The 18,850-nt window shown below is 57.6% G+C and carries 16 protein-coding genes; 5 read left to right on the forward strand and 11 right to left on the reverse strand.

The annotated features are described in order from the left end of the window. Positions 1–63: 63 nt before the first annotated feature. The 4 genes from FNT36_RS02455 to FNT36_RS02470 form a co-directional block, all read right to left on the reverse strand. Positions 64–684, reverse strand: a complete 621-nt coding sequence (locus tag FNT36_RS02455; protein ID WP_144843862.1) for a porin family protein — start codon at positions 682–684, stop codon at positions 64–66. 59 nt (positions 685–743) lie between these two features. Continuing rightward, positions 744–1,445 (reverse strand): GAF domain-containing protein, encoded by a 702-nt coding sequence (locus tag FNT36_RS02460; protein ID WP_144843865.1) that lies wholly within the window; start codon positions 1,443–1,445, stop codon positions 744–746. A gap of 15 nt (positions 1,446–1,460) precedes the next feature. Then, positions 1,461–2,183, reverse strand: coding sequence for a pirin family protein (locus FNT36_RS02465; RefSeq protein ID WP_144843868.1), 723 nt, complete (start codon positions 2,181–2,183; stop codon positions 1,461–1,463). 238 nt (positions 2,184–2,421) lie between these two features. Next, the gene (locus tag FNT36_RS02470; protein WP_144843871.1) at positions 2,422–2,991 is read right to left on the reverse strand and encodes a DUF3109 family protein; all 570 of its coding nucleotides are present in this window, start codon (positions 2,989–2,991) and stop codon (positions 2,422–2,424) included. Positions 2,992–3,173: 182 nt separating this feature from the next. Here FNT36_RS02470 and FNT36_RS02475 point away from each other — a divergent pair, with 182 nt between their 5' ends. The 5 genes from FNT36_RS02475 to FNT36_RS02495 all read left to right on the forward strand — a co-directional run bounded on the left by FNT36_RS02475 (position 3,174) and on the right by FNT36_RS02495 (position 9,702). After that, complete coding sequence (locus tag FNT36_RS02475) at positions 3,174–5,420, forward strand: ATP-dependent helicase (protein WP_144843874.1); 2,247 nt, start codon at positions 3,174–3,176, stop codon at positions 5,418–5,420. A gap of 107 nt (positions 5,421–5,527) precedes the next feature. Continuing rightward, positions 5,528–6,286: a DUF4290 domain-containing protein gene (locus tag FNT36_RS02480; protein ID WP_144843878.1), complete on the forward strand. Its 759-nt coding sequence runs from the start codon at positions 5,528–5,530 to the stop codon at positions 6,284–6,286. A gap of 81 nt (positions 6,287–6,367) precedes the next feature. Further along, complete coding sequence (murA, locus tag FNT36_RS02485; protein WP_144843882.1) at positions 6,368–7,672, forward strand: UDP-N-acetylglucosamine 1-carboxyvinyltransferase; 1,305 nt, start codon at positions 6,368–6,370, stop codon at positions 7,670–7,672. Between the two features lie 184 nt (positions 7,673–7,856). After that, positions 7,857–8,693: a DUF4349 domain-containing protein gene (locus FNT36_RS02490; protein WP_144843885.1), complete on the forward strand. Its 837-nt coding sequence runs from the start codon at positions 7,857–7,859 to the stop codon at positions 8,691–8,693. A gap of 106 nt (positions 8,694–8,799) precedes the next feature. Beyond that, the gene (locus FNT36_RS02495) at positions 8,800–9,702 is read left to right on the forward strand and encodes a DUF4349 domain-containing protein (protein WP_144843888.1); all 903 of its coding nucleotides are present in this window, start codon (positions 8,800–8,802) and stop codon (positions 9,700–9,702) included. 67 nt (positions 9,703–9,769) lie between these two features. Here FNT36_RS02495 and FNT36_RS02500 read toward each other — a convergent pair whose 3' ends face one another. From FNT36_RS02500 to FNT36_RS02530, 7 genes are all read right to left on the reverse strand, one after another. Continuing rightward, positions 9,770–10,108 (reverse strand): phage holin family protein, encoded by a 339-nt coding sequence (locus tag FNT36_RS02500; RefSeq protein ID WP_144843891.1) that lies wholly within the window; start codon positions 10,106–10,108, stop codon positions 9,770–9,772. A 26-nt stretch (positions 10,109–10,134) separates the two neighbouring features. Continuing rightward, complete coding sequence (locus tag FNT36_RS02505; protein WP_144843894.1) at positions 10,135–11,229, reverse strand: agmatinase family protein; 1,095 nt, start codon at positions 11,227–11,229, stop codon at positions 10,135–10,137. A gap of 106 nt (positions 11,230–11,335) precedes the next feature. Continuing rightward, a complete protein-coding gene (locus tag FNT36_RS02510; RefSeq protein WP_233635617.1) occupies positions 11,336–11,974 on the reverse strand; it encodes a chemotaxis protein CheC in 639 nt (212 codons plus the stop codon). 72 nt (positions 11,975–12,046) lie between these two features. Beyond that, the gene (locus FNT36_RS02515; RefSeq protein WP_144843897.1) at positions 12,047–13,702 is read right to left on the reverse strand and encodes a chemotaxis protein CheA; all 1,656 of its coding nucleotides are present in this window, start codon (positions 13,700–13,702) and stop codon (positions 12,047–12,049) included. A 209-nt stretch (positions 13,703–13,911) separates the two neighbouring features. Continuing rightward, positions 13,912–14,292: a response regulator gene (locus FNT36_RS02520; RefSeq protein WP_144843900.1), complete on the reverse strand. Its 381-nt coding sequence runs from the start codon at positions 14,290–14,292 to the stop codon at positions 13,912–13,914. A 65-nt stretch (positions 14,293–14,357) separates the two neighbouring features. After that, complete coding sequence (locus FNT36_RS02525; RefSeq protein WP_144843903.1) at positions 14,358–14,942, reverse strand: chemotaxis protein CheW; 585 nt, start codon at positions 14,940–14,942, stop codon at positions 14,358–14,360. Between the two features lie 72 nt (positions 14,943–15,014). Beyond that, a complete protein-coding gene (locus FNT36_RS02530) occupies positions 15,015–18,848 on the reverse strand; it encodes a methyl-accepting chemotaxis protein (RefSeq protein ID WP_144843906.1) in 3,834 nt (1,277 codons plus the stop codon). Between the last annotated feature and the right edge of the window lie 2 nt (positions 18,849–18,850).

Raw genomic sequence — 18,850 nt, forward strand, 5'->3', positions numbered from 1 at the left:
TGAATTGTGGAAGCAACAGTTGGCACCTGTGCCGCATGGGTCTGGTGCCCTACCCTAGGCGCGCTAAAACCGCACTTCGGCTGCCACCAGCACCGACTGCCACTTGAATTCCTGCACTGCCGAGCGTTGCCCGATGCCTACGTGGTTTAGCCCCTGCAGATAGCGGGCGCTCAGGCTCAGGCTACGCCACACGTTGACTTCCAGGCCCGCTGTGGCACCTAGGCCGCGCTCCTCGGTATCGTGGGTAATATTCGTAGTCTGGCCGTTAGCTTCTTGCTGTGCCTTCAGCATCAGGTCGAACTGAGGGCCTGCCACCACCGCTAGGCGGGGCAGCACGCGGTATTTCAGCAGCAGGGGCAGCGAGAGGTACTGCATCTGGTAGCGGGCACCGCCGCTCACTTCGCCGCTCTGCTGCGAGTACAAGTATTCTTGCTGCAGCGCAAAGTGCTCATTCAGCCCTACTTCCAGCAAGGCCCCAACCACAAATCCCGTTTTCCACTTGGTATCGACGGGCACCACAGGCTTGGGTTCGCCCATGTTGAAGTTGGTATTCGACTGATTTAGCCCGAGCCGCAGCCCAAAGCGGACTGGCAGCTTGTGGGCGGTCGGGGCATCTGCCGAGGCTTGGGCGCTAGCCACTACTGCCCAACTACCTAGGAGGTACGTGAGTACGTATTTTTTCACAAAAGCAAAGCCCCGGTGCTTAGTTGCCGAGGCCGTGCAATATAGCTATACCTAGGCACTTAGCCCAGGCGCCGCCGCAGCACCTTGGTCACACTGTCGAGCCGGCGGGCAATAAGCTGCGCTACCTCCGGGTCGGTCAGGTCGATGCGCTGGCTACGGGTAATGAGGTAGCGCGCCAGGGTCGCATTCTCATCCAAGGCGTACACCAGTTCGTGCTGGGCATCTTCCCACTCGGCGGCTTGGTCGGCAGCGAGGTAGCGGTAGCGTAGCTCGATGGTCTGCGTGACAAGCTCGGCCAAGCGCGTAAGCACCTCAATTTCAGCCGAGGAAGGCACGCGGTATTCTTTGCCAATAACGGCTAGCATACCGAGCCGGGCGCCATCGCTGGCAATCAGCGCGGCCCCAACGTAGAAATTGAGTCCAATAGCTTGGGCCACATCAGGCTTGATGAGGCTGCAACTCTCGGGTTTATAATCCGATACAACTACCAGCTCGTCCGTCAGAATCGCCGCCGAGCACATGCTCTCGTTGCGCACCAGCTTATTGATGTCGGGCCCGCCCGTGCGCGACTTAAACCACACGTAGTCTTCATCGACTAGTGAAATAAGGGCGATGGGCGTATTGAATAGCTGCGCGGCCCAGGCCGTATAATTGTCAAATACCAGTTCGGGCGTGGTATTCACAATGGCAAACTGGTGCAGCGTTCGCAAGCGGGCGGCATCGTGCGCTGGTATCAGCGAATCAGGGAAAGATGTTAGCATCAACTAGAGGCTGGCTTAGTAATTGGCCTCGCTACCCGGCAAATCAATTAAAATAAATTCGGCGTCCTTCGTAGCCGTTATCTCCACTACTTGCTCGGCCGTGAGCCGAGCTTGGTCGTTCGTATTCAACACAGTACCATTCACGAGCAAGCTCCCTTGCTTTACGTAAATAAAGGTAAGCCGGATTGCAAATGTTTTAAAGGTAATCGTCTTTTCGGCATCGAGCCGCGCCCAGTATACGGTACTGTTTGAGTTCATATACACCACGTCTTCGAGCACCTTTTGTCCGGTTACGAGGGGTATCAGCTCGTTTTTCTTGCTGCTCAAGAAGCCTAGGTCCTTCTGCTCATAGCTGGGGGCCAGGCCCCGCTGACTGGGCATAAACCACAGCTGATACATGTGCAGCTGGCTATCTTGGCGATTCATCTCACTATGCGCCAGGCCCGTGCCGGCCGTCATGCGCTGCACCTCGCCCGCCGTGATGCTGGTGCGGTTGCCCAGCGTATCCTCGTGGCTTACTTCGCCTTCCAGCACCAGCGTCACGATTTCCATTTCGGAGTGCGGGTGTTGCGGAAAGCCATTTTGCGGCGCTACCGTGTCGTCGTTGAATACTCGCAGCGGCCCAAAGTGCATGTTGCCCTTGTCGAAGTAGTCGGCAAACGAGAACAGAAAGTACGAGCTGAGCCAAGTGGCCGGAGCGGCGTGGTGGCGCTGGGCCGCCGAGATGTAAGCGAGCATAAGGCAGAGAATTTTAGGCGGATTTACGCGAGGGAATCACTGATAGTTAACAGCCGGCCTACTAGCAAACAGCACTCTTGCCGCAAGAATACTACCTTTCAAGCGGTTACGGCTCCACCTTGCCCCAACTTAGTTTACTGGGCCACCGTAGGCATCGCGGCTATGCCTCACTTTGGCATCAAATCTGCACTATTACTTCCGACAGTAAAAGCCGGCTTCCAGCCGGCTTTTTTGTGTTCTAGGTGGTCGGGTGCTCAATCTCGCGGGCCAGCTCGGCGTACCACGCCGCGCCGTACTTGCGCTCGAGAGGCTCTTGCAAAAACTTGTACACTGGCACTCCTAGCTTGGCCCCAAACGAGCAAGCCGGCGAGCAAATATCCCAGCGGTCGTAGTTCAACGCCTCGAAGCCTTCGTACTTGGTCACGCGAATGGGGTACAAGTGGCAGCTAATGGGCTTTTTAAAGTCGGTGGCACCCGCTAGATATGCTTGCTCGATGCCGCATTTCAGAATGCCTTGCTCGTCGTAGAGGGCGTAGGCGCACTCGCGGTCGTTGATGGTAGTGGTGCTATAGTCGCCCTCCCAGTCCTCGATGTACAGGCCTTGCTCGGCAATGGCCTGCTTGCCAGCCTCGGTCAGAAAGGGCTCTATCTTAAGGTACTCTTGCTTGAGAATATCGAGCTCTTCGAGTTCGAGCGGGGCGCCTAGGTCCCCTTCTACGCAGCAGGCGCCCTTGCACGCGCCTAGGTTGCAGACGAAGAATTGCTCGGCTACGTCGTCGGAAATAACGGTATTTTGAATAACAATCATGGATTCGGACTGAATTTATAGGCTATAAAAAGCAGTTAGCTACTCAGAGGAGCGGTGCTGGCCTGCGCCTACCCACTTAGCAGGCAGTGGGGGCGTTGCCAAAAACGGTAGCACAAAGATACCGCTTGCCCTGCCTCCCAACTTATCTTTGTCTGCTAGCCGCCGCCGGGCGGCCTTTTCGTATGGCTCTAGATTATCACGCTCTCCTCAATCCCTCGCAGGCCGCGGCGGTGCTCCAAACCGAAGGCCCCTGCATGATTATCGCCGGTGCTGGCTCGGGTAAAACGCGGGTGCTCACCTACCGCATTGCCCACTTGCTCGAGCAAGGCGTTGACCCATTTAATATCCTAGCCCTCACCTTTACTAATAAGGCCGCTAAGGAGATGCGCGCCCGTATTGAGAAGGTGGTTGGTCCCAATGCCAAAAACCTGTGGATGGGCACCTTCCACTCAGTGTTTGCCAAGATTTTGCGCACCGAAGCCGAGCGCATCGGCTTCCCGCGCTCGTTTACCATCTACGACACTCAGGACTCGAAAACCCTTATCGGGCAAATTGTGAAAGAGCTAGAGCTTGATGATAAGCTCTATAAAGCCAGCACAGTCCTAGGTCGCATTTCGGCCGCCAAAAACAAATTGGTGTCGGTGCAGCAGTACGTCAACGACCCCGTGATTCGGCAGGATGACGAGGCAGCGCTGCGGCCCAAGATTGGCGTCATTTACCAGCAGTATCAGCAGCGCTGCTTCAAGGCCGGCGCGATGGACTTCGACGACCTGTTGTTTCAAACCAACGTGCTCTTCCGAGACCACCCCGATATTCTGAATAAGTACCAGAATAAATTCCGGTTTGTGATGGTGGACGAGTACCAGGACACCAACTATTCGCAGTACCTGATTACGCGCAAGCTAGCGGCTAAGGAGCGGAATATCTGCGTAGTAGGCGACGATGCGCAGAGTATTTACGCCTTCCGCGGGGCCGATATCTCGAACATTCTCAACTTCGAGAAAGACTATCCCGAGCTTAACGTATTTAAACTAGAGCAGAACTACCGCTCGACCAAGAACATCGTGTGGGCGGCCAACTCGGTTATTAAAAACAACCAAGAGCAGCTGCGCAAAAATGTCTTTTCGGACAACGAGGACGGCAACCTAATCGAACTGATTAAGGCATCTTCGGACAACGAAGAAGGCAAGCTGATTGCGCAGTCGATATACGAGGACAAGATGAACCAGCATCTATCCTACGACAGCTTTGCCATCCTGTACCGCACCAACGCCCAGAGCCGGGCCATGGAAGAAGCGCTGCGCAAGCTCAATATTCGCTACAAGATTGTAGGCGGCCTGAGCTTCTACCAGCGCAAGGAAATCAAGGACTTAGTAGCCTACCTGCGCCTCACCGTCAACCCTAACGACGAGCAGGCGCTGCGCCGGGTCATCAACTACCCCAAGCGCGGCATCGGCGACACCACCATCAGCAAGCTCATCAACGCGGCCGAGGAAGCCAACCACACCATTTGGGAAGTGGTGAGCAATGCCGACCAGTTTTTGCCGGCCCGCGTGGCGAACCCAGTGGTAGGCTTTGCCGAAAAAATCAAGAGCTATACCATCATAGCGGGCAAGGAAGATGCCTTTGAGGCGGCCAAGTTTATTGCCAAGAACTCGGGCATGATTGAAGAATTGTACGCTGACAAGAGCATCGAGGGCTTGTCGCGCTACGAGAACATTCAGGAATTGCTGAACGGTATCAAAGAATATACCGACGACCCCGAGCGCGAAGACAAGTCTCTAGGTGCCTTTTTGCAGGACATTGCCCTCGTAACCGACTCTGACCTGAAGGACGCCGCCCAGGAAGGCGAGGCCGTGACACTGATGACAATTCACTCGGCTAAAGGCCTGGAATTCCGCAATGTATACATCGTGGGCATGGAAGAAAACCTCTTCCCGAGCCAGATGATGATAACCTCGCGGGCCGACCTAGAGGAAGAGCGCCGCTTGTTTTACGTGGCCATCACGCGGGCCGAAAAGAAGCTGACGCTCAGCTACGCTACCTCGCGCTACCAGTGGGGCAACCTGCGCAGCTGTGAGAAATCACGCTTCCTGGATGAGATTGACCCGCAGTACCTGAACGTGAAATTTGCGGCCGGGCCGGCAGTGGGCGAATCGCCCTTCCAGCACGTGTTTGAGCGCCGCTCGAACCTTGTAGCCGCCCCCGTTCGTAAGGTGACGCCGACCAAGTACGTGGCCCCGGCTGACTTCAAACCCTCAGATACGAGTAACTTGCAAGCCGGCCAACGCGTTGAGCATCCGAAGTTCGGCTTTGGCCAGGTGACGACGCTGGAAAAGCAGCAAGGCACCGTGAAGGCAATTATCCAATTTGAGGAAGTTGGCGAGAAAACGCTGTTGCTGAGCTTTGCCAAGCTGCGGGTGCTGTAGCGCGAGGTTTTGCAAGGTGAGGCTAGGTTTCGCAAAGCTTAATATCGCTTTAGCGGCACCTTACCTGGCCTTGCAGCCCTTCGCGCTAACCTATTATCATACACTTAATGCAAGAAATACCCACCCCCCTGCCCTTTCACCTGCAATTGCTGGTGCGCGAATACGGGCAAAGCACTTATCAGCTCATCCAAGGGCTAGCTCAGATTGAGGACGTGGCCGAGCGCACGCGCCGCGCCGCCGGCATCGTGCAAATGATGCTGCGCCTGCGCCCCAGCCTGCGCGACCAGCCCGATATCCAGACCCGGCTCTGGAACCACCTGCACGCCCTGGCGGGCACCGACGTGGCCCTCGATGCCCCAGTGCCCCTGACGCCACCCCGCCTGTATGCCGAGCGCCCCAAGCGCGTGGAATACCCGCGCCAAGCGCCGAAGCTGAAGGCCTATGGCCGCGGCGTAGAGGCCTTGGTGGCCAAAGCAATTACCCTAGGTGACCCTACCGAGCGCGAGCAAGCCGCCGTGCAGATTGGGCGCACCATGAAGTTTTTGTACCGCCAGCACAATAAGGAAAACGCTAAGGATGTGACTATCATCCGGCACCTGGCCGAGCTCTCGGGCGGACAGCTCAAGCTTGATGCCCAAGCGGTAGCTGACCAAGGCTTGTTTGAGCTCGCTAACATGCCCGCTACGGCACCTAGCACGCAGCGCTCTGCCGGTAGCCAATCGAGCAGCCGGCCCGAAGGCCGCGACAACCGAGAGCGCCGCGCTGACCGCCCTGAGGGTGCTACTTCTGGCTTTGGTAACAACAAAAAGCGGGATAAAAAGCGGAATAAAAAATTTCGCTCCGAGCCTCAGCAACCGCCGCAGTAGCTTTGCAGCTTGATTGGCGGGGCTTTTTAAGTCGTTCGGCCAATTGCTACTTGTTCATTGTTAATTGATAATTGGAAAAGAATGGCTGCATTTGAAGTACGCGGCGGACAGAAGCTGCAGGGGGAGATAATCCCGCAAGGAGCTAAAAATGAGGCGCTCCAGATTCTGTGTGCGGTGTTGCTCAGCCCCGAGCCCATCACCATCAGCAACGTGCCCAACATTCGGGACGTGAACAAGCTCATTGAGCTGCTGCGCGACCTAGGGGTGAAGGTGGGCCGTGTGGCGCCCGACACCTATGTATTTCAGGCTGAAGACGTACATATCGATTACCTCGATACGCCGCAATTTGTGGCCCAAGCCCGGGAGCTCCGCGGCTCAGTAATGCTCCTAGGCCCCCTGCTGGCCCGCTATGGCCGCGCCCAGCTGCCCAAGCCGGGTGGCGATAAAATTGGCCGCCGTCCGCTCGACACGCACTTTGTGGGCCTAGAAAAGCTGGGCGCCCAGCTCACGCTCGAAGGCACCGACTTTTACCGCCTGCACGTAACTGGCAAGCTGCACGGCGCCTCCATGCTGCTCGACGAGGCCAGCGTAACCGGCACGGCCAACATCGTGATGGCGGCCGTGCTGGCCGAGGGCACTACCACCATCTACAACGCCGCTTGCGAACCTTACTTGCAGCAGCTCTGCCGCATGCTGGTGCGCATGGGCGCTAAGATTCAGGGCATTGGGTCTAACCTACTCACCATCGAAGGGGTAGAAAGCCTCGGTGGCACCGAGCACCGCATGCTGCCCGACATGATAGAAATCGGCTCATTCATCGGCCTCGCGGCCATGACAGGTTCCGAAATCACCATTAAGGACTGTCAGATTCCGGAGCTGGGTATCATCCCCGACACCTTCCGTAAGCTGGGTATCAAGCTGGAGTTCCGCGGCGATGACATCCACATTCCGGCCCAGGAGCACTACGAGCTAGCGACCTACCTCGACGGTTCCATCCTGACAGTGAGCGACCACACGTGGCCGGGCTTCACGCCTGACTTGCTGAGCATTATCCTAGTGGTAGCTACGCAAGCCAAGGGCACGGTGCTCATCCACCAGAAGATGTTCGAGTCGCGCCTGTTCTTCGTGGATAAGCTCATCGACATGGGCGCGCAGATTATTCTCTGCGACCCGCACCGCGCCACGGTTATCGGGCTAGACCGCCAGAAGCAACTGCACGGCATTACCATGTCGTCGCCCGACATTCGGGCCGGCGTGGCGCTACTCATTGCGGCGCTGAGCGCTGATGGCAAGAGCACCATCCTCAACGTAGAGCAAATTGACCGCGGCTACCAGAATATCGACGAGCGCCTGAACGCCCTAGGTGCTGATATTCGGCGCGTATAACGTTCAAGCAAAATTTTTACTAGAAGCTATAACTAGCTTACTATCTGTATAAAATAAAAAAGCCTGGTCAATACTGACCAGGCTTTTTTAGTAGCTGAGTGGGTTACCCACTCGGGGAAGCCGGATAAAGAGACAGCTGCGCAGCTGAGTTTCTCCCCCTTCAGCTTTCCCCCTCTATTTTCTGATGAAATGCCTGATTTATCCGGCCCTGCTCGGGCTGGCATTGGCAGGGTGCAGCCAACAGCGTAGCGAACAAGAAGTTGCTACTGCACCCGAAACCACAGTTAGCCAATCTGTTATTAAGCAGGCACCAACACCGGTGGAAACTGCTGTTGTGCCGCCCGTAGTGGCCCGCCGGCCCGACCGCGATATCGTTTACCAAGGCGAGCTCAACTTGGCGGTTGACAGCTTTGAGCAGGTATCGGCTAGCGTCAATCGCCTACTAGTGCAGCACGACTCTTTCTTGGCCACGGCACACGAAGAGCGCGCCAATGGCCAGCAGCGCCAAGAAATGACGATAAAAGTGCCGCCTAAGGAGTTTGCGAGCTTGGTGGCAGCCCTCAGTCGCCTAGGGCATGTCGAGAACAAGGATATTGCCTCAACCGACGTCACAGCAGATTTGCTACAAGCCACTGCTAGCCTGGATGCTAAAAAGACTTCCCTAGATAAGTACCAGCAGCTTGCCCGCGCAGCAAGCCCAGCCGAGGCACGCCGCTTCGATGAGCAAGCTCGCCAGCTGCGCACTGACCTAGCCGCCGACCAAGCGCGCCTGCAGCAGCTAGGCGCCCGCAGCGCCTGGGCTACTCTCACGCTGCGGTTCTACCAGGTGTTGCCTGCACCCGAGCCCACTGTGCCGGTTCCAGCGTTTGCCCCGCAATTTTCAGCCGCTTTTTACCGCGGGTGGTCGGTGGTACTCAGCATCTTGGTTGCGCTCACCAATTTCTGGCCCCTAGCGCTGCTGGGCGGTGTAGCCGCATGGGCGGTGCGGCGCTGGCAGCGGCGCCAAGCAGCAGAACTGTAAGCGATATGCATTTGTGGCCCTAGCGGCATCTGTTGAGAGTAGCTAAGCTCCCGGTCACGCCCGCAGCTTGGCTAAGACTGTACTTTTCACCCATTTTCCTTGAGGCATGAAACAGTATCAATGGTTGGCCATCGGACTGCTAGCTAGCATGCAATTGAGCTGCCAGCAAGCTTCTGACAAACAAGCTGTTCTCGATTTTAAAGAGAACATGCTGATGGAGCCGCCGCCCCCGGCCGCGTCCACTCCCCCACCTCCAGTCAGTGTGCTTGCCCAGGACTCGGCGGCCGCGCCAGCCGAGGCTAAGGCTGCTGCGCCAACAGCCCGACTGCTCGTTTATCATGCCGAGGTGCGGCTCAGAGCGGCCAGTATGCGCCGCGCTATACCTCAGCTAGATAGCCTGGTGCACCGCAGCGGCGGCTACCTCAGCAGCGCCGACGAAACTCGCGCCGACGGTGAGTGGCGGCAGGTAACTACCTTACGCGTGCCGCCCGCACAGTTTCAAGCGCTGCTAAGCGGCTTGGCGGGCCTAGGAGCCATCGAAGAGAAAAAGCTGAATACTGACGACGTAACCGCTGAGCACGCCGATGTAGCAGCCCGCCTCCAAACCAAGCGCGCTGTGGCGCAACAGTACACCGCACTGCTCGGTAAGGCCCAAAAAATCAAAGACATTCTGGATATTGAGGAGAAGCTCGGCGAGGTGCGCGAAGAAATAGAAGCCACCGAAAGCCGTCTTAAAACCTTGAACAACCAGGTAGCCTATTCCACCATCGAGCTTACGCTCTACCAGCCACTGCCGCAGTCCATTCCGGATGCGCCAGTCGTCTCGCTCAGCAGCCGGGTAGTTGAAGCTTTTTACGACGGTTGGCAGCTGCTGACGTCGCTTCTCATTGGCACCATCAACCTCTGGCCGGTGCTACTACTCGGGGCGAGCGGCTGGGTGCTGTGGCGCCGTCGCCAAACACGGCGCCTAGCTGCACCGCGCCAGGCCGCACCTGCACCTACCTCTTAAAGCGAAAAAGCGGCCGCTGTGCACCTAGGTGCACAGCGGCCGCTTTTTCGCTTTAGCTCGCTTGCCTTTAGTCTACTATCATATCTACCACACTCGTTACTAGCGAGAGGGCAAGGCTAAAAATTAGCGCACTCAAGAAGCCCGTAACTGAGAAGCTACTCATTAAATAGTCGGCTAGCTTCACGATGATAACGTTGATAACCAGCAGGAAAAGCCCTAGGGTCAGCACCGTAATGGGGAAGCCAATGAGCTTGAGAATGGGCTTAACTGTTGCATTAAGCAGGCCTAATACAATTACCAGAATCGCGGCGCTGCCTACGCCGTTGAGCTGCACATTGGGCAGCACCTGCGCCAAGCCGTAGGTAAGCACGGCCGTGAGAATGAACTTAATCAGGATTTTGCCCATGTGAGTGAAGGTGTTTTGGTGAGAGATTAGTCGGCGCTTTCCATGCCTTTGGCCGCCAAGCGTCCCTGCGATACGGCCATCCAGTTGCAGAGTTGGTAAAGCAGGCGGGCACCTACAATGCCATTCCACTCGCTGTCGCCGGGCGCCACCTCATTCAGGTCGAGGCCAATGATGGTACGGCCCGAGCGCACTACCTGACGCAGCAAGTAGGTCGCCTCCTCAAATTCCAGGCCGCCGGGTACGGGTGTGCCGGTGCCGGGGCACAGCTTGGGGTCGAGGCCGTCGATATCGAAGCTGATGTACACTTTCTGCGGAAGCTGTGCGATGATTTTACCACAGACCTTCTTCCAAGACTTCTTCACAAACTTCTCTTCGCTCAGGAAGCGCTGGCCAAAAATGGCCACCCGGCCCACCGAATGCTCGATGAGGTCAGCCTCTTGCTGGCACATATCCCGAATGCCCACTTGCACCAGTTTCTTCACCTGCGGCAGCTGCAGGGCGTTGTACATGATGCTAGCGTGCGAATATTTAAAGCCTTCGTACGCTGGGCGCAGGTCGCAGTGCGCGTCGAACTGCAGAATGCCGAAGCCTTCGGGATGGCGCTCAGCTAGCGCGTGCAGGTACCCTAGGGGCGTGCTGTGGTCGCCGCCAAGCACGGCCACGGCCTTGCCCGCATCGAGCAAGGCACCGGTTTTTTGCTTGAGCCACTGCAGTAGCTTATCGCCTTCAGCATTAATACGCGTTGTAGCTGGCGCATGCAAGGTAGCCTCGGTGGCGGGCTGGCCATTTTCGAGCCAGCCAATGTAGCCAGACGCCAGCGGACGCAGGTCGCGGCTGGTTTGGGCAATTACCTCGTCTTCCTCTTCCATAGCCAGGCCTAGCTTCCAGGCGTCGGGCAGGTCGGGGTCGTAGAGGTCTACTTGCAGCGAGGCTTCGCGGATGGCTTCGGGGCCCTGCGCCGTACCGGCGCGGTAGCTCACGGTTACTTCCCAGGGCACGGGCACTACTACTACCTGCGCTTCGTCGGGGGTGAAGGGCAGGCCAAACAAGCCGCCCGCCGCATCGCCCAAGGCGTTGGGGTCAAAATTGGCTATTTTTTGAGCGCGAGAATCTGTTGACACGGGTAAAAAATAACACCAAGTGCTGGGCACTTGGTGGAGTGAAAAGTGAGCTTAGAATAGATTAATGTAAAGTCCTAGGTGGCTACCTATACGCAGTAGAGCAGTGCTAGGCAGCCGATTGAGTTTTGCCCAGAAAATCGTAAGTACGGATGATTTCCAGAATTTTCTCGAAGGTAGCCCGGTCAAAAAACAGCATTAGCGGCAACTCCACCGAATTATTTTTGTCCGAGAACTGCGTAATAACCGAAAAAATCAGTGGCTGCAACGTGTCGGGGTCCGGCATCAGGCTATGCAAAGCCGTCGACAGGTCGCCAGTTGGCGTGAGCGGCGGCGCTCCATAGATACTGGCCTTCAATATGTTGGCTAATTGGGTCACCAATGCACCCGTAATGATATTGCTGATTTCCAGCAGTAGCGACTCCTGCAGCTCGTTGAGTTGCAAGGAATCGGGCACCTGCATACGCAGGCAAACCTTGGACAGCCGCTGAATGTGCTGGCCCGAGAAGAACATAAACGTCGACCCGTTGAAGTCGCCCCTGATGTCGCTTTGAATGGCTACGTAGCGCGCCTGGTACTCGCGCACCCGCCCGATGATGTCGGTGCTCGGTAGCAAGTCCAGATTAGGCACTTCCAGCATCACCCGCTCCTGCGCAATCACTGCGAAGCTATCGGCCGCGCGTGCTAAGCCAATATTGAGAATTTCGCGGATGATGTCGCGCTCCAATTCATTCATTAAGACACTCATAACATTCTAGGCATAGAAGCAGCAAGCAGAGCCTGCGCGGTACTTACGAAAGCAAGTGAAAAGCGGCTGAAGTCAGGGCCGTTTAGTTAAGAACAAGCGGGTGAGAGCAGGCACGTCGAGCACTAGGCATAGCTGCCCACTACCCAGCAGCGTAACGCCCCCAAATAAGTCTATTGTATCCAGCGGCTTACTTAGGGGTTTGACCACAATGCTCTGCTGGCGCAGAAAGCGGTCTACTATCAACCCTAGGCGGCGATTGTTGTAGCTCACCACCAGCACTTGGTGCAGCGTATCGTCGGGGGGCAGGTCGGCGCGGGTAGCGCGGGGCAAGGGCTCGTCGCCTTCTACATATAGCAGCTGGCGCAGGGGCACGAGGGGCACATTTTCTTCTTGCACGCGGGTCATCAGCAGACCGCCCACGGCAAATATTTCGTCGGCGTGCAGCGCCAGTACTGTGTCGGTGTGAAGCAGCGGCACGGCATAGGCGCGCGCATCGAGTTCGACCAGCAAAGCGCCCTTCACGGCAATAGACGTGGGCAGCACTAAGGTAAACGTGGTACCTTTGCCTAGCTCTGAGTTTACACGCAGGCGGCCACCTAGGGAGTCGATGGCCAGCTTTACCACGTCGAGGCCCACGCCGCGGCCCGAGATGTCGGTAATCTTCTCGGCCATCGAAAAGCCAGCTTCGAACAGCAGCATCCATACGCCTTCCTCGTCGAGCAAGGCAGCGGCATCAGCCGTCACCACACCCTTGCGAATGGCTTTTTGGCGCACTGCCTCTGTGTTGATACCGCGGCCATCATCCTGCACCTGAATCAGAACATCATCACGCTCGGTGAGGGCCGAAATGCGCAACTGGCCCACCGGGGGTTTGCCAGCCGCCACGCGGGTAGCGGCATCTTCGAGGCCGTGGCTGACGCCGTTGCGCACAATGTGCAACAGCGCATCCGTAATAAGCTGCAGCACGTTGCGGTCAATCTGCACGTCCTGCCCAGCCAGAGTGAGCTCTACCTGCTTGTTTTCGGCAGCAGCCACGTCGCGCACCACCCTAGGAAACTTATTGAGCAAAACTCCTGCACCAACTAGCCGCACATCCATTACGGAGTACTGCAAATCGTCGGAAATGCGGAACAAGTGCTGGGCCGTGGTTTGCAAGGCGGCATTGCCAATTTCGGCAGCCAGGGTCAGAATACGGTCGCGGTCGATAACTAGCTCCCCTACTAGATTAAGTAGGTTGTCGAGCTTTTTGACCGGGATATATACCAGGTCCGACAGCTCTAGCTTGCGGCCAGCATCGGCATCGGCCTCTTCAGTGGTTTGCTCCGTGGCCGCCTGTATGGGTTCTTCCCCCTGAATAAGCCGCTCCAAGTTGTCGAGTAGCGTGTGCGCATCGGCCGATTCTTGGCCGGCCCCCACGGCCCGAATCATGTTGCCTAGGGTGTCTACTGCCCCGAACGTAAGCGGAACTAGTGAGCCCGTAAACGTACGCTCCTGCCCTCGAATCTGTCCAAAGAGGGTTTCCATCTTGTGGGCCACTTCCCCCATGTCCACAAAGCCCATGGCGCGGGCATTGGCCTTGAGGTTGTGCATCAGCCGGAATAGCTCATTGAGCGCCTCCGTATCCTGCGGGTTGCGCTCGAGCTCGCTCAGGTGGCGCGACATGGCGTCGTAATATTCCAACGCCTCGGCCATGAACAGCTCCCGGTATTCCTGGTCGCGTGATTTCATAGCCGTTTAAGTAGTGGTCCGCGCTGGCTAGCTCGCGGCGGGCTTCCGGCTAGCCCAGCCGCGCCCCACCTACCAGCCAGGAGTACCCCGGCTGGCCGGTAAAGGCCCAATAGCAAACTAGCAGTAAACATCAGCAGCAACGCAATGCAGAAAAGATGGATGGAAACCAGCCGCTAGGCTGGTAGCACAGCAAGAGAAAAGCGAGGAACCTAGGCGCGGGGGCCGTCGCCCTGCAGCGCGCCGCCCACTATTTCGAGCACGCGCTCTTCGGAAAAGGGCTTCACGATATAAGCGAGCGCTCCATTTTCAATGGCCTCGTTCACAATAGTTTCTTGGCCAACGGCCGAGCACATTACTACTTTGGCATCGGGCTGCTGCTGGCGAATGCCTTTGAGCACGTCGAGGCCCGTGTTGTCGGGCAGAATCACGTCGAGCGTGATGAGGTCGGGCGTGGTGGCCACGGCCATTTCCAGCGCTTGCTGGCCGTTGGCAGCTTCGCCCACCACGTCGTAGCCGGCGTCGGTGAGCATATTTTTGAGCATCGTCCGCATATAGAACGAGTCGTCGACGATGAGAATGCGCTTATTCATGAAGCTGTACTTGGGATAAAGAGGAAAGCGGTGGGAGGCTAGCAGCACAAGGCCACGCGGGCTCTCTACGGCTTTTCGGGCGGGGTGGGTGCATTCGGGGCCTCATCGGCCTTGGTGGCGGGTGGTTCAGACCGCCCAGGCAGGCGCATTATCTCACTAGGAGTTAGCAGCTTAGCCATGTCTAAAACAATAATAACCCCTTCGCTATCGGGTAGCTTTGCAATGCCTTCGAGGTACTTATCGCGCTGGCCACTGTCTTGCACAAATTCTGGAGCTGGCTCGATAAGGCTCACCGGCATGGTGACAGGGCGCGGCACCTCGCGCACCATCAGCCCTAGGGTGTAGTCGGCAGCCTCTACAGCCAAGGTGTACGAAAAATCGGGCACCGGCCGGCCAGCTGGTCGCAGTTGAAACCGTTCCTCTAGGTCTACGATGGCAATAATATCGCCGCGCAAGTTGGCAATACCCTTGATAAAAGGCGGTGTTTTCGGCATTTTTACCACTTCGGGCGTTACCGTCACTTCCTTCACCTGCTCGATGCGGATGCCATAGTCCTCGTCACCCAGTCGAAAAACGATGAGTTGGACAACGGCTTCCGGCGCTACTGGAGCCGCGCGCCGCGAACCGGGTGCCGCAGAAGAATCAGCCATAGTTAGTTATGTACTTCCTGGGTTAGACCTAGGCACTCGCCACTGTAGGGCGAGCACATAGGTAGCGTTACATTAATCTTTCGAGCGAGCTTTAGCAGCAGTGCGCGAACGTGTTGGCTTTGTTGGAGTAGCAGCGGGCGCGGGCTCTTCAGGCGCGGGCGTCGCTGCCGCCTTGGCGCGGCGGCGTGGTGGCGCGGTAACTACTGCGAGCTCAGGGGCTGGTGCAGCCGCGGCAGTAGCTGTAGGCTTGCGCATGGGCCGTGCAGCTGCAGCCGTTTGGCCGTTGGTGCGGCCATTGGCGCTGGCTTCACTCGTGCTGTGGCTCAAGGCGGCGCGCGCTGGCTGTGTGCGGCTGCTAGCAGCAGGGGCCGATGGGGCAGCCACCGGGGCTGGAGCAGCTGCCACTGGGCGGCGCACTAAGCGGCGCGGCAGGGGTTCGGGCTCTGGCTCGGGTTCGGGCTCGTAGTATTCCACGAGCTGGAAGGTTTCGAGGCCGCCTTGCAGGTCGTCGGCAATGTCGGAGAGGCGCTGCGAAGAGCTTACCAACTCTTGCATCGAGGTCGAAAGTTGGCGGGCCGTACCGGCCACCTGCTGGGTACCAGTAGCCGTTTGCTCGGCAATAGCTACTACTTCTTCCACGTACTTCACTACGTCGCCAATCGACGTTTGCTGCTGGGCCGTAGCCGTGAGAATATCGCGCGAAGTGCGCAGCGTTTCGCCGCTACTAGTCGCAATATTCTTAAAGGCTGTGCTGGCTTCGAAGGTAGCATTTTTGCCCTTGAGTACCCGGCTTTCCATGGCGCTGATAGCCGCGGCAGCGCTAGTCGTGTCCTTGCGAACGTCCTCAACGAGCGTTGCAATTTCACTGGCTGATTTACGCGAGCCTTCGGCCAGCTTGCGGATTTCCTCGGCTACTACAGCAAAGCCACGACCAGCCTCGCCAGCGCGAGCCGCTTCGATGGCGGCGTTGAGGGCCAGCAAGTTGGTTTGCGAGGCAATGTCCGTAATCACGCCCAGCGACTTGCTGATTTCCTGTGAGCGCGTGCTGAGTACTTCGATGGTGCGGGAAGTCTGAGTAGCAGCACCGGAGATTTCCTCCATGTTCTTCACCACCTCGGCTACCGTTTTCAGGCCCTGCTGCGAGCTTTGCTCACCCATGATAGCCGATTTGTTTACCACGTCGGCTTTGTTAGCCGTTTCGCGGGTGGCCGTCATGATTTCCTCAATCAGCTTGAAGGCCTGGTCGGTCTTGAGGGCTTGATTTTGGGCGCCCTCGGCCATCTGCTGCATGGCCAAGGCCACGTCAACCGTCACCCGGCTCATTTCCTGGCCTTTGTCCACCATTTCCTCCGAAGAAGTACCCACTACCTGCGCCGAATCGTTGATTTCGCCGAGCAGGGTATTGAGGTTTTCTACGGCCAAGTTCAGCGAATTCGACATTGAGAGAATGTCACCCGTCGTCTGAATCTCCACGAGCTGCGTTAGGTCGCCTTCCGACATCGCCTGCACCACACGGCTCACTTCCAGTACCGGCAGGCCAATGCTCTCGATGAGCGCATTCAGCGTGTCTACCAGTTCTTTCCACGAACCCGACACGCCACCCACCGTAGCACGCTCGGTCAGTTTGCCCTCGGCGCCGGCCACACGGGCCACACGGCTTACTTCCGAGGCCAGGCGGTTGAGGTCGTCCACCATCAGGTTGATGGTCTGGGCTAGGTCGGCTACCTCGCCCGCAGCCTCTAGGGTCAGCTTTTGGGTCAAGTCGCCTTGGCTTACCGCCGTCACGATTTTCACAATGCCCCGCACCTGCGTGGTGAGGTTGGTAGCCATCGTGTTTACGTTGTCGGTCAAGTCTTTCCACACGCCGCTCACGTTGGGCACTTCGGCTTGGCCGCCGAGTTGGCCTTCGGTGCCCACTTCCACGGCCACGCGAGTTACCTCGCCGGCGAAGATATTCAGGGAGTCAACCATCTGGTTGATGTTGTCCTTGAGGTCGAGCAGTTCGCCGCGCACGTCTACCGATACCTTCTGCGAGAGGTCGCCGCGGGCTACGGCCGTAGTCACGTTGGCAATGTCGCGCACTTGGCTAGTGAGCGAAGCGGCCATCGTATTTACATTGTCCGTCAAGTCTTTCCAGGTGCCTTTCACACCCGGCACGTTGGCCTGTCCGCCCAGTTTACCTTCGGTGCCTACTTCGCGGGCCACGCGCGTTACCTCGTCGCCGAACACGTTCAGCGAGTCCACCATCTGGTTGAGGTTCTCTTTGAGCTGCAACAGCTCGCCGCGCACGTTCACCGTGATTTTCTGCGAGAGGTCACCGCGGGCTACGGCCGTGGCCACATTGGCAATGTCACGCACCTGACTTGTCAGGTTCGAGGCCATTGTGTTCACGTTGTCCGTCAGCTCTTTCCAGGTACCCGATACGCGAGGCACGTTGGCCTGGCCACCTAGGATACCCTCAGTACCCACTTCGCGGGCCACACGCGTTACCTCACCAGCGAAGATGTTTAGCGAGTCCACCATCTGGTTGAGGATGTTTTTCAGGTCGAGGATTTCGCCCTGCACATCCACTGTCATTTTCTGGCTAAGGTCACCACGCGCTACGGCCGTAGCCACGTTGGCAATGTCACGCACCTGACTCGTCAGGTTAGCGGCCATCGTGTTTACGTTGTCCGTCAGCTCTTTCCAAGTACCACCGACCCTAGGTACTACAGCTTGGCCACCAAGTTTGCCTTCGGTGCCTACCTCGCGAGCCACGCGGGTTACTTCGTCGCCGAACACGTTCAGCGAGTCTACCATCTGGTTGAGGATGTTCTTCAGCTCCAGAATCTCGCCCTTCACGTTCACCGTCATCTTTTGCGAGAGGTCACCGCGGGCTACGGCGGTAGCCACGTTGGCAATATCGCGCACCTGACTTGTCAGGTTGGCCGCCATATTGTTCACGTTGTCGGTCAAGTCTTTCCAAGTGCCCGATACGCCCGGCACGTTGGCTTGGCCGCCGAGCTTTCCTTCAGTGCCCACGTCGAGAGCTACCCGCGTCACCTCACCCGCGAAGAGGTTCAGCGAGTCCACCATCTGGTTGAGGTTCTGCTTGAGTTGAAGCAGTTCACCCTTCAGTTCTACCGTTACTTTCTGGCTAAGGTCGCCGCGAGCTACGGCCGTGGCCACGTTGGCAATGTCACGTACCTGACTTGTCAGGTTTGAGGCCATCGTGTTTACGTTGTCCGTCAACTCCTTCCACACGCCCCCCACGTTGGGCACTACTGCCTGGCCACCTAGGCGGCCTTCAGTACCCACTTCCTGCGCCACGCGGCTTACCTCGCCAGCAAAAACGTTCAGGTTGTCGATGGTGCGGTTGATGGTTTCGGCCATCAGCTTAAAGTCGCCCGACACCGGAATTTGGAAGCTTTCGTCGAGGTTGCCCCGGCTGATGTTTTTCAGCACTTTTCCCACCTCCAACACCGGTACCGCAATGCTGTCCACCAAACCGTTGATATTGTTGAGCATATCGCGCCAAAAGCCCGCTGCTCCGTCGGCCGAGGCCCGCGCCTTGAGGTTACCCTCTACGCCGGCCACTTTGGAAATGCGCGATACTTCGCCTCCTACCCCGCCTATCATCTCCACCATCGAGTTGTAGGCCTCGGCGATTTCGGAGAAGATATCGTCGTTTTGCTTCGTCAGCCGCACCGATACATCGCCTTTTTTGAAGGCGTCGAGGGCGAAAAGCACGCGGTTGAGTTGCTCGTTGACGTAGTCGGTATCCTGGGTCGAGTTGGGGTTGGCCCGGCGGGTGCCACGCTTGCGCGTGCTGTCGCCACGCCCAGGGCTGGGCGCGGTAGGCGCAGTAGTTACCTCGGCCGCACCATCGACTTCGGGTAACTCAGAGTTTCTTTTGGCAGTAGCCATAT

Origin of the sequence: Hymenobacter setariae, from assembly GCF_007713685.1 — a bacterium.
GTDB lineage: Bacteria > Bacteroidota > Bacteroidia > Cytophagales > Hymenobacteraceae > Hymenobacter > Hymenobacter setariae.